The 10,806-nt window shown below is 65.7% G+C and carries 11 protein-coding genes; 1 reads left to right on the top strand and 10 read right to left on the bottom strand.

The window, feature by feature from the left end:
• Positions 1–80: 80 nt before the first annotated feature.
• From xerC to MO486_RS09535, 10 genes are all read right to left on the bottom strand, one after another.
• Positions 81–962, bottom strand: coding sequence for a tyrosine recombinase XerC (gene xerC, locus MO486_RS09580; RefSeq protein WP_242906688.1), 882 nt, complete (start codon positions 960–962; stop codon positions 81–83).
• On the bottom strand, positions 955–1,626 hold the full coding sequence (locus tag MO486_RS09575) for a DUF484 family protein (RefSeq protein ID WP_242906686.1): 672 nt from the start codon (positions 1,624–1,626) through the stop codon (positions 955–957). The genes xerC and MO486_RS09575 overlap by 8 nt, the downstream gene beginning before the upstream one ends.
• Positions 1,623–2,471 carry a diaminopimelate epimerase gene (gene dapF / locus MO486_RS09570; protein WP_242906676.1) on the bottom strand — a complete coding sequence of 283 codons (849 nt, stop codon included), beginning with the start codon at positions 2,469–2,471 and terminating at the stop codon, positions 1,623–1,625. The genes MO486_RS09575 and dapF overlap by 4 nt, the downstream gene beginning before the upstream one ends.
• Positions 2,464–2,727 carry a lipoprotein gene (locus tag MO486_RS09565; RefSeq protein WP_242906674.1) on the bottom strand — a complete coding sequence of 88 codons (264 nt, stop codon included), beginning with the start codon at positions 2,725–2,727 and terminating at the stop codon, positions 2,464–2,466. Before MO486_RS09565 ends, dapF begins: the two co-directional genes overlap by 8 nt.
• A 30-nt stretch (positions 2,728–2,757) precedes the next feature.
• Positions 2,758–3,129: a YbaN family protein gene (locus MO486_RS09560; protein WP_242906726.1), complete on the bottom strand. Its 372-nt coding sequence runs from the start codon at positions 3,127–3,129 to the stop codon at positions 2,758–2,760.
• A 68-nt stretch (positions 3,130–3,197) separates the two neighbouring features.
• Positions 3,198–5,342 carry a S9 family peptidase gene (locus tag MO486_RS09555; protein ID WP_242906672.1) on the bottom strand — a complete coding sequence of 715 codons (2,145 nt, stop codon included), beginning with the start codon at positions 5,340–5,342 and terminating at the stop codon, positions 3,198–3,200.
• A 76-nt stretch (positions 5,343–5,418) separates the two neighbouring features.
• Complete coding sequence (locus MO486_RS09550) at positions 5,419–7,593, bottom strand: prolyl oligopeptidase family serine peptidase (RefSeq protein ID WP_242906670.1); 2,175 nt, start codon at positions 7,591–7,593, stop codon at positions 5,419–5,421.
• A gap of 82 nt (positions 7,594–7,675) precedes the next feature.
• Positions 7,676–7,999, bottom strand: coding sequence for a hypothetical protein (locus MO486_RS09545; protein WP_242906668.1), 324 nt, complete (start codon positions 7,997–7,999; stop codon positions 7,676–7,678).
• Positions 8,000–8,077: 78 nt separating this feature from the next.
• A complete protein-coding gene (locus MO486_RS09540; RefSeq protein ID WP_242906666.1) occupies positions 8,078–8,986 on the bottom strand; it encodes a patatin-like phospholipase family protein in 909 nt (302 codons plus the stop codon).
• Positions 8,986–9,954, bottom strand: a complete 969-nt coding sequence (locus MO486_RS09535; RefSeq protein ID WP_242906664.1) for a YafY family protein — start codon at positions 9,952–9,954, stop codon at positions 8,986–8,988. The genes MO486_RS09540 and MO486_RS09535 overlap by 1 nt, the downstream gene beginning before the upstream one ends.
• A 121-nt stretch (positions 9,955–10,075) precedes the next feature.
• Between MO486_RS09535 and MO486_RS09530 the strand changes: the two genes are divergently transcribed.
• Complete coding sequence (locus tag MO486_RS09530; RefSeq protein WP_242906662.1) at positions 10,076–10,747, top strand: hypothetical protein; 672 nt, start codon at positions 10,076–10,078, stop codon at positions 10,745–10,747.
• Positions 10,748–10,806 lie beyond the last annotated feature (59 nt).

Here is a 10,806-nt window from a genome sequence, read left to right as displayed (position 1 = left end):
GGGGGTGCGCGCGGGGCGCGGCGTGGCCTGTGCGCCACCCCCTCGCCACCCCCCGCCGCTCCCACAACAGGAGAGAGAGATCAGCGCTTGCGCTTGGCGCGCGGGTGCGCGGCGTCGTAGACCTTGGCCAAGTGCTGGAAGTCGAGATGGGTGTAGATCTGGGTGGTGGCGATGTCGGCGTGGCCGAGCAGTTCCTGCACGCCGCGGAGGTCGCCAGAGGATTCGAGGACGTGGCTGGCGAAGCTGTGGCGCAGCAGATGCGGATGCACGTGCTTGAACATGCCCTGCCTGATCGCCAGCTGCTTCAGGCGCAGTTGCACCGCGCGCGGGGTGATCGGGCCGTTGCGCCCCGGGAAGACCGGCGCGTCGCTCGCGGGTTTCTGCTCGTCGCGCCAAGCCGTGAGTGCAGCGCGCGCGTGTGAGCCGACCGGCACGCGGCGTTGCTTGTTGCCCTTGCCGAGTACGGTCACGAGCCCGTTGGCGAGATCGAGGTCGTGCCAGCGCAGCGCGCACAGCTCGCTCAGACGCAGGCCCGACGAATAGAACAATTCCAGCAGCGCGCGATCGCGCAGGCCGAGCGGCACGTCGGTCGGCACTTCGACCAGGCGCGAGGCTTCATCGGCATCGAGCACCTGCGGCAGTTTGCGCGGAGCTTTCGGGGCGCGGATCGCATCGGCGGGACTTGCGGCGATGCGGCCGTGTTTGAGCAGCCAGCGATAGAAGCTGCGGCACGCGGACAGGCGTCGTTGCAGGCTTTTTGGCGACAGGCCGCGGCGGTGTTCCGCGGCGACGAAGGCGCGCAGCTGTTCGGTCTGCAACGCGGCGATGTCAGCGCCTTGTGCGTCCGACCACTCGGCGAGTGCGGCCAGATCGCGTTGATAGGCGTCGAGCGTATGCGCGGACATGCGCCGCTCGACCTGCAGGTGGGCGAGGAAGTCTTCGACCGGCGACGTCTTAGCCATCGAACCTGCGCAACGCCACCGCCAGCGCCTCGCCCATCATGCGCAGGAACAGCGTGCCCATGCCCGGGAAGAAGCGGTTGGGGTCGCGACTGCCGACCGTGACCAGGCCGACGCCAGACATCGGTAGCAACGCGCTCGATTGCACATCCTCTGCGCGCATGCCGTAGAGCAGCGCGTGCTTATCGGGGTGCAGGCGGCCGCAGATCGGTTCACCGTCCTTGAGCGCATCGTGGAATGCCGCCAGGCGCCGGTCGTCTTCGTCGATCACCTGCAACCAATCATCGTCGAGGCCGGCCACTGGCTCGAACAACACGACGCGGACCAGGTCGCCCTGGAAATCCTCGGCCAGGCTCGCGACCATCGCCCGCAGCGTGTCGGCAGCCGTGGTCTGGCGCATCAGCGCCAGCGTGAGCTGGTGCGTACGCACGGCGAGGCGTTCGTTTTCCTGCGCATTGGCGAACAGCTCCTGCAGGCGGCGCGAGAGTTCGCGGTTCTTGTCGCGCAGCACTTCCAGCTGGTAACTCGCGAGCGATGCGGCCGGGCCGTTGTCGCGCGGCACCACCATGCTGATCGCAAGATCGGGGAACTGCTGCAGGAACTTCGGATGCCGGCGCAACCAGGCGGCGACTTCATGGGCGCTCAGTTTTTCCGTGGTATCGCTCATGCAATGAATTCCCCTTCAAAAACGAATGCGGCCGGCCCGGCCATCACGATCGATGCGCCATCCTCCGGCCATGCAATCTGCAAATCGCCGCCGGGCAACGACACGGTGATCTCGCGATCGACGCGGCCACGCCGCATCAGGATGGCGGCGGCGGCGCAGGCACCGCTGCCGCAGGCGAGCGTTTCGCCGGCGCCGCGTTCGTACACGCGCAGGCGGATGCGATCGCGCGCATCGATTTCGGCAAACCCGACATTGACCGACTGTGGAAATGCCGCATCCGCCTGCAACGCCGGGCCGAGCACTTCGACCGGCGCCGTGGCGATGTCGTTCACTTCGACCAGCGCATGCGGATTGCCCATCGATGCGGCGCCGAAGTGCACGGCGCCGCCATCGATATCGAGTGCGTACTCGTCCTGCGCATCGTGATAGCCGAGCAGCGGCACCGCCTGCGGCGCGAACTGCGGCACACCCATGGCGATGGCGTAACGATCGCCGGGCAGACGCGTCACCACGTGCGTTCCGGTGGGGCTGTCGAGTGTGAAGCTGTCGCCGTGGATGGCACCATCGCGCACCAGCCACGCGGCGATGCAGCGTGCACCGTTGCCGCATTGCTGCGCGTTGGACCCATCGGCGTTCCAGATGCGATACGACGCGATCGCCTGTTCGGAACGCGGCGGTTCGATGGTGAGGATCTGATCGCAGCCGACACCGAAGTGGCGGTCTGCGAGCGTGCGGCTCAGCTCCGGCGAGGGCGGTGCGATACCGTCGCGCAGGTCGAGCACGACGAAATCGTTGCCCGCGCCCTGCATCTTGCTGAAGCGAAGGCCGGTGGTGCGCTCAGCCATTCCCGTCGTCGCTGGGTGGCGTGGCCGGCTCTGCTTCGGGCTGTCCCTCTTCCACCGGCGTCGGTGCCTCTGGCGCGGTCGCGTCCGTTGTGGGCTCGGCGGCAGGCGCTGCCTCGGCTGGCGTTGCCTCTGGCGGCGGCACTTCAACCGGCGCGGTCGGCAATACCAGCGGGCCCTTGTTGCCGCAGCCGGACAGCAGCAGCGACGACGCGATCAGTGCGGCGATGAGTGTGCCGGCTTTGAAATTGGTGTTCATATGCCCAGTGTAGCGCGGCACGCCGTGAGCTCAATGCGGCTCCGGCCGCCGCCACAGCCATGCGGCGACGACGGCCATGATCGCGGTGCCGGTGGCGGCCATCCACGTCTTCGGCGCAGTCAGGAACATGATCACCGCGCAGGCCGACATCATGATCGTCGCCAGCCACTTGGCACGGCGGCTGACTGCACCCTGCGTCTCCCAATCGCGGATGACCGGACCAAACTGGCGGTGCGCGAGCAGCCACCGATGCAGTCGCTGCGACCCGCGTGCGGCGGCGAAGGCCGCCAGCAACACGAACGGCACCGTCGGCAAACCGGGAACGACGATGCCGATCAGTCCCAGACCCAAACTGAGGTAAGCCAGCAGCCACCAGGCCCAACGGAAACGACTGCGCGCCATGGGGGTGTCATCCATGCCGCGCAGTATGCCGTCACCGTCGTGACGCGGAGCAAGCCCCGCGCACTCGGTTACTTCGTCGCCACGCCCAACTGGTCGAGCAGGAACGCGTACATCTCCGCGCGTTCGCGATAGCTGCGGAAACGCCCGGACTTGCCGCCGTGGCCGGCATCCATGTTGGTGCGGAACAGCAGCGGCAGCTTGGACGTGTTCACGTCGCGCAGGCGCGCTACGTACTTGGCCGGTTCGTAGTACTGCACCTGCGAATCCCACAGGCCGGTGCCGACGAAGGTCGCCGGATAGGCCTGCGCCTTCAGGTTGTCGTAGGGCGAATACGACAGCATGTAGTCGTAGTAATCCTTCTTTTCCGGATTGCCCCACTCGTCGTACTCGTTGGTGGTCAACGGGATGCTGGCGTCGAGCATGGTGGTGACTACGTCCACGAACGGCACCTGCGACAGGATCACCCGGTACCTGTCGGGGGCCATGTTGGCGACGGCGCCCATCAACAGGCCGCCGGCGCTGCCGCCCTGGGCCGCGACGCGACCCTTCGCCGCGTAACCTTCCTGCACCAGGAAGTCGGTGACGTCGACGAAATCGGTGAAGGTGTTCTTCTTCTTGAACAGCTTGCCGTCGTCGTACCAGTGCCGGCCCATCTCCTGGCCGCCGCGGATGTGCGCGATCGCGAAGACCATGCCGCGATCGAGCAAGCTCACCACGGACAGGCTGAAACCCGGGTCCATCGACGCACCGTAGCTGCCGTAGGCGTACTGCAGCAGCGCGGCCTTGCCATTCTTCTCGAAGCCTTTCTTGTACACCAGCGACACCGGCACCTTGGTGCCGTCGCGCGCCGTGGCCCACAGGCGCTCGGTGACGTACTGCGCCGGGTCGTAGCCGATCACCGGTTCGCGCTTCATCAGCTTGCGCTCGCCGGTCCTGGTGTTCAGCTCGTACACCGTGGCCGGCGTGGTCATCGAGGTGTAGGTGTAGCGCAGCCACTCGGTGCCCGGTTCGGCATTGACCGACAGGCCCATCGAATACGCGGGCTCGTCCGCTTTTACATATTCCTCGGTGCCATCGGGCTTGAGCACGCGCAGGCGCTCGAGGCCATCGGAACGCTCGGCGATGGTGGTGAAGCCGTCGAAGAGTTCAAGGCCATCGATGAACACGTCGTCGCGATGCGCCACCCATTCCTTCCACTCGCTGCGCGACTTCGAACCATCGGCCGCGGTCACGAGCTTGAAGTTCTTCGCTCCGCCATCATTGGTGCGGATCACCCAGCGTCCGCCGTGGTGGTCGGCGTCGTACTCGACGTCGCGCGCGCGTGGCGCCAGCACCGTGAACTGTTGCGGATCGCTCGCCGGCGCATAGCGCAACTCGTCGGACACCGTGCTGCTCACGCCGATGACGATGAACTTGTCGTCGCGCGTGCGCGAGATGTCCATGTAGAAGCTGTCGTCCTGCTCCTCGTACACGAGCACGTCCGCGCTGGCCGGGGTGCCGAGCACGTGTTTCTTCACCCGCTTGGTCAGCAGCGTTTCCGGGTCGTTCTCGATGTAGAACAGCGTCTTGTTGTCGTCAGCCCACACCAGGTCCGGCTTCACGCCCTTGATCTCGTCGGCGTAGACCTCGCCGGTGGCCAGGTTCTTGATCCGGATCGTGTACTGGCGCCGGCCGACGGCGTCCTCGGCCCAGGCCAGCAGCGTGTTGTCCTGGCTGACTTCCCAATCACCGACGCTGAAGTAGTCCTTGCCCTTCGCCATGACGTTGACGTCGAGCAGCACTTCCTCGGCAGCCTCCATCTCGCCCTTGCGTCGTGCGTAGATCGGATAGTCTTGCCCGGTCTCGAAGCGGCTGTAGTACCAGTGGCCGCGCAGTCGGTACGGCACGCTGCTGTCGTCCTGTTTGATGCGGCCGATGATTTCCTCGTAGACCTTGTCTTCGAGCGGCTTCAACGGTGCCATGAACGCGTCGACGTAGGCGTTCTCCGCATTGAGGTAAGCCAGCATCTCGGGATTCTTGCGATCGTCGTCGCGCAGCCAGTAGTACTCGTCGTTGCGCTCGGCGCCGTGCGGGGCCTTCACCACGTGCGGCTTCTTGGTGACATCGGGTGGCGCCAGAGCCTGCCCCGGACTTGATCCGGAGTCGGCGGCAGAAATCGGATTGGACGTAGTCATCAGGAAAGTGGCAGCTAGCAGGAAAAGGGACGGTTTCATTTAGATGGGTCCGGTTGGTCAGGACGCAACGACAAGTACTGGATGCCCGCCTGCGCGGGCAGGACGGACAGGATCCTCATTTGCTCAATTGATCCCACAGGAACGTGTAGGCCAACGCATTCATATGCGCGGCTTGCGCGTTGTTCGCCGCGCCGCCGTGTCCGCCCTCGATATTCTCGTAATAGCGCACGTCGTGCCCCATCTCGAGCATCTTCGCCATCATCTTGCGCGCGTGTCCGGGATGGACGCGATCGTCGCGGGTCGAGGTCATGAACAACGTCGGCGGATAGTCCTTGTTCGCGCCGACCAGGTGGTAAGGCGAGAAGGTCTGGATGAATTTCCAGTCGTCGGTGTCGGGGTCGCCGTATTCGGCCATCCACGACGCGCCGGCCAGGAGCTTGTGATAGCGCTGCATGTCGAGTAGCGGCACCTGCACCACGACCGCACCGAACAACTCCGGATACTGCGTCAGCATGTTGCCGGTGAGCAGGCCACCATTGCTGCCGCCCTGGATGCCGAGGTGTTGCGACGAAGTAATCTTGCGCGCGACCAGATCCTGCGCGACCGCGGCGAAGTCTTCATACGCTTTGTGGCGATTGGCCTTCAACGCAGCTTGATGCCAACGCGGCCCGTACTCACCGCCGCCGCGGATATTCGCCACCGCGTACACGCCGCCCTTCTCCAGCCAGCCCTTGCCGACGCCGCCGGAGTAGCCCGGGGTCAGCGAGATCTCGAAACCGCCGTAGCCGTACAGCAGCGTCGGGGCCTTGCCGTCGAGCTTGAGGTCCTTCGGCCGGACCAGGAAATACGGCACCTTGGTGCCATCCTTGCTGGTGGCGAAGTGCTGCTCGATCACGTGCTTCGAGGCATCGAAGAACGTCGGCATCGTCTTCAGCACTTCCGGCGCTTTACCAATGTCCGCCAGCGCCAGCGTGGTCGGCGTGAGGTAATCGGTCGCCGTCAGCCACACCGCATCGCTCTCGTCGGCGTCGACCGCACCGACACCGAGGGTGCCGAACGTCGGCGCGCCGACAAACGCGGATGTCTTCCAGCCTTCCGCGCCCGGCGTCAACACCGACAACTTGTTCTTGACGTCGTCGAGGACGTTGAGGACGAGGTGGTTCTTCGTCCAGGAGAAGCTTGCCAGCGAGGTGGTTTCGCTCGGCGTGAACAGCACGTCGAACTCGCGCTTGCCGGCCATGAAGTCGTCGAACCGCGCGGCAAGCAATGAGCCGGCCGCGTAGGTCTTGCCAGCAACCGCCCACGGCTCACGCAATTCCAGCGTCAACCAGGCGTTGTGCACCGACTTGTTGGCCGAATTCGGCACATCGATCTTGGTCAGCGCGCCGTCCTTTCCGGGCGCTCCTGCGCATCCTGCGCCCGTGCCACTCGCACATCCATGTGCTTCGCGCAGATACAGCTCGTCGTTGTAGAACGCGATGGTGCGGCTGACGAAATCGCGCTCGTAACCGGGCGAATGATCACGCGACGCGGCGATGTACATGTCATCGACCTTGCCTTCGTACACCACCTTCGCCGACTCGATCGGTGTACCGCGCTGCCATTCCTTGACGATGCGCGGATAGCCGGATTCGGTCATCGAACCGGCGCCGAAGTCGGTATACACATAGACGCTGTCGCGATCGATCCAGCCAAGGCCGCCCTTGGCCTCGGGGCGGAAGAAACCGTCCTTGATCCAGCTTTTCGTCGTGAGGTCGAACTCGCGGGTTACATCGGCATCGGCACCGCCACGTGAGAGCGCGATCAGGCACCGTTCGTAGGCCGGCTTTAGGCAATCGGCACCATGCCAGACCCAGTTCTCCTTCTCTGCACTGTTCAACGCATCGAGGTCGATCACCGTTTCCCACTGCGGCTTGGCCTTGCGGTACTCGGCGAGCGTCGTGCGTCGCCACAGGCCGCGTTCGTGCTGCTTGTCCTTCCAGAAGTTGTAGTAGTACGCGCCGATTTTTTCGACCGCGGGAATCTTCGCGTCGGAATCCAGGATCGCGCGGATGTCGGCTTCGAGCTGCTTGAACTCAGCGGTCTTGGCGAGTTCGCCTTCGGCCTTCGCGTTCTGCACGCGCACCCAGTCGAGTTGTTTCTGACCGGTGACGTCTTCGAGCCATTGATACGGGTCGGTCGCGCCTGTGGCAGGCATGGCGTCCTCCGCATTGGCGTCGAGGGCGATGGCGCCGGCAGCGAGGCCGGCGGCGATACCGAGGGCATGGCAGGCGTTGGAAAGCTTGGGCATGGGCGAGTTCCGGCCGGTGGGCGAGCCGGAAACGCTAGCACGCCCGGTCCGGATCGCGCCCTGTCGAAGGTCAGGGCGTTACTCAGGCCGCACGCAAGCGTGCCGCTGCTGCGACGACCGGCAGCGCGCGCCGGCGGGCCTGCGCCTGGGTGCGGCGGCGGCGCCGGGCTGGTTCGCTGGCCGCGGACGGCCATGACGGCAAGCGGAAACGATGCAAGGCCCACCAGGCGCTGGCCGGCATCGCGAGCAGCCACAGCGGCAGTGCGCCAATCCAGAAATTGGCGCCGCGCGCGGCCGGCAGCAGCAGGACCGCCAACACGCCGCACAGGACGATGCGGCGCAAGGCGCGCTCCAGGCGCGAATCGACGGGCGATGGCGTGTTCGTACGGGAAACGAAGTTCGGCATGGCAGTGCTCCACGTGAGAACCAGGAAGCACAGCCTCCCGCGGGGCCTTCTCAAAAGCTGCGACGCCAGTCGACTCGTTCAGTACCCGGCTGCGTCCAGCGCCTTGTCGGCCTCGGTGCGGCCGATCGCGACCAGCTCCCGGACGCGCCAGAACTCGTAGAACTGGCAGGCATCGCGCGGGATCCGGATCACCAGTTCCGGCGGGTCGAGGGCCAGGTGCACGCGCGCGATCTGCGCCTGCATGGTGTCGAGCGAGCGCGCCATCACCTCGGTGAACCCGAGACGGTTGCTCGTCTTGCTGGCAGGCGCGACCTCGGTCCCTTCGTGGTTCCGCCACCAACCGCTCAGCCAGGATAACCCGCCGCCTGGTGCCGGCTCTTCTTCAGCCGGCTCGCCAGGCGGCCGCTGCGGCCAGCCATGCATATCGACCGCGATCAGCCGGTGCGCGTCGGACAGGCGCGTCGCTGCGATCGGCAACGGTGCGAGCAAACCACCGTCGACCAGTTCGCGGCCGTGCAATTCGTAAGGCGTGAACAGCCCGGGGATCGCGATCGAGGCGCGGATCGCGTCCCACAGGTCGCCTTCGCGCAGCCACACTTCGCGCTGGCGCAGCAGGTCAACCGCGACCGCGGTGAAATCGATCGGCAGGTCTTCGATGCGCGGCGAGCCGGCGAGTTCGCGCAGTGCGGCGATGAGGCGGTGTCCACTGAACAGCGCCGGCTGGCCAAACCCCGGATCGAGCAGGCGCAGCATTGCGCGCCGATCAAGACCGAGCAGCCAATCGCGATACACGCCCAGCTTCCCGGCGGCATGCAGGCCCCCGACCAACGCGCCGCTGGAGGAACCGGCGATGGCGACGATGTTCAGATTGCGCGCCTGCAGCGCTTCGATCACGCCGATCTGTGCCAGCCCGCGCGCACCGCCCGCGCCCAGCACCAGCGCGACTTTCTCGCCGCTTCCGATCTTCGGTGCGTCAGCGGGTGCCATCACCGGTCGTAATGGCTCATCGCCAGTTGCAGCAACGCGCGCGCCTGTTCGCGCAGCACCGGCGGCTCGACGATCTCAGCGTCGCTGCCGTAGTGCAGGACGTCCATGAGCAGTTCGCGAGTACCGCTGTAAGGCAGCTTCAACTCGTAGCGGCCGTCCGACAGGAAGCGGCCCTGCTGCTGCGAATGCCAGCGCTCGTCGGCGACCCAGCGCGCGGCCTTGGCGCTGAACACGATCGTCGCCCACCCCTTCGGCGGGCCCGAGAAGATGCCGTAGCTGGACGCGAGGTGCTCGTCGAGTTCGGCTTCGCCGATATCGCGCGCCGCATCGTCGTGCATCTTCGCCGTAGCGATGCGATCGACGGCGAAACTGCGTAGCGCTTCGCGATCGTGGTCCCAGGCATCGAGGTACCAGTTGTCACGATAGTGGGTGATGCGTTGCGGCGAGACGGTGCGCCGTGTTTTCTCATCGGTGGAACGTGCGCGGTATTCGAAGCTGAGCCGCTTGCGGCCGAGCACCGCCGAGGCGACCGCGCGGAACGCATGCTCGTCGAGCTTGCGCGGACGGCTGGCAATCACCCGCACCCGTTCCACAGGCCAGCGCTTGCCGCCGGCCTGTTCCTCCAGCAGCTTCTCGACGCGCTGCTGCAGCGGCGCCAGCGCGCTCGACAGCAAACCGCCACCGCTGCGCGACAGCAACTGCTGCGCTGCCAGCAAGGCGTGCAATTCTTCCGAATTCAGCCACAGCCCCGGCAGTTCGAAGCGACCGCCTTCGCTGGCGTCGTAGCGGAAGCCGGCTTCGCCGTCACCGGTCACCGGCGCCATCAAGCCATCCCGCAGGAAGGCGAGGTCGCGGTAGACGGTGGCGCGTGAGCAACCGAGCTCGTCCTGCAACCGCGGCACCGTCACCGGGTAGCGCGCCGACTTGAGGATGCGATGCAGGGCGTTGATGCGTTCGTAGCGGTCCATGCATCCAATTATGCGCAAGTTGGGGCGCGCTAACGCATGGATAGCGTTAGCAGGCCCAGCGACTGACCGATCCGGTCGCCATCATGCGTACTTATTGGCGAACCTTCCGCCGGAGCCACCCATGTCCCGACACACTTCTTCCCTGGTTCTTCTCGGCGTCCTCGCGCTGATCGGCTGCAAACCTGCCGCGAATGCCGCCGGTGGGGATACTCCGGCGACGGCGACTGAACCCGCCTCGACCAATGCCGTCGCAGCCGCCGCTGCGTCACTGAAGCCGTTGTCGAGCCCGAAGGACGACATCCTGGCCAGCGTCGAGAAATTCAAAGGGGTGAGGAGCTACCACGCGACGATGCACATGGACGGCGGGCCTCGCGGCGCGATCACCAACGAAGTCGACTTCGTCGCCCCGGACCGTTTCCGGATGAAGATGCCGATGGGCACCCAGGTCATCATCGGCGACACCATGTACATGAGCATGGAAGGCCGCACGATGAAGGTGCCGATGCCGAAAGGCACGCTGACCCAGTGGCGCGATCCGGCCAACATGGACAAGAGCGCCGCGACCATGACCGTCGAGTCGCAAGGCAGCGAGTCCGTCGACGGCGTGTCGGCGCGGAAATATCTCGTCCACCACACCGAGCCGCATCCGGCCGACGTGACGATGTGGATCGGCGGCAGCGGCTATCCGCTGCAGATCCGCGTCGACGGCAACCTCAACGGCCAGGCAAGCACCACCACGATCCGCTATTCGCGCATCAACGATCCGACGATCCGGATCGATCCGCCGCAGTAATCGCATAGTCACACTGCCGCAACCCCGCAATACGGGCAAGAACAGCTCGTGAGTGGATT

Origin of the sequence: Lysobacter sp. CFH 32150 (genome assembly GCF_022758295.1) — a bacterium.
GTDB lineage: Bacteria > Pseudomonadota > Gammaproteobacteria > Xanthomonadales > Xanthomonadaceae > CFH-32150.
The sequence above is the reverse complement of the archived record's forward strand: the minus strand, read 5'-3'. Positions and strand labels throughout refer to the sequence as shown.

Bases quoted from the DNA above. Each gene is read 5' to 3' on its own strand.
- MO486_RS09540 (WP_242906666.1), bottom strand. From the start codon at position 8,986: ATGGCACCCGCTGACGCACCGAAGATCGGAAGCGGCGAGAAAGTCGCG.
- MO486_RS09550 (WP_242906670.1), bottom strand. From the start codon at position 7,593: ATGCCCAAGCTTTCCAACGCCTGCCATGCCCTCGGTATCGCCGCCGGC.
- MO486_RS09535 (WP_242906664.1), bottom strand. From the start codon at position 9,954: ATGGACCGCTACGAACGCATCAACGCCCTGCATCGCATCCTCAAGTCG.
- MO486_RS09560 (WP_242906726.1), bottom strand. From the start codon at position 3,129: ATGGCGCGCAGTCGTTTCCGTTGGGCCTGGTGGCTGCTGGCTTACCTC.
- dapF (WP_242906676.1), bottom strand. From the start codon at position 2,471: ATGGCTGAGCGCACCACCGGCCTTCGCTTCAGCAAGATGCAGGGCGCG.
- xerC (WP_242906688.1), bottom strand. From the start codon at position 962: ATGGCTAAGACGTCGCCGGTCGAAGACTTCCTCGCCCACCTGCAGGTC.
- MO486_RS09575 (WP_242906686.1), bottom strand. From the start codon at position 1,626: ATGAGCGATACCACGGAAAAACTGAGCGCCCATGAAGTCGCCGCCTGG.
- MO486_RS09555 (WP_242906672.1), bottom strand. From the start codon at position 5,342: ATGAAACCGTCCCTTTTCCTGCTAGCTGCCACTTTCCTGATGACTACG.
- MO486_RS09530 (WP_242906662.1), top strand. From the start codon at position 10,076: ATGTCCCGACACACTTCTTCCCTGGTTCTTCTCGGCGTCCTCGCGCTG.
- MO486_RS09565 (WP_242906674.1), bottom strand. From the start codon at position 2,727: ATGAACACCAATTTCAAAGCCGGCACACTCATCGCCGCACTGATCGCG.
- MO486_RS09545 (WP_242906668.1), bottom strand. From the start codon at position 7,999: ATGCCGAACTTCGTTTCCCGTACGAACACGCCATCGCCCGTCGATTCG.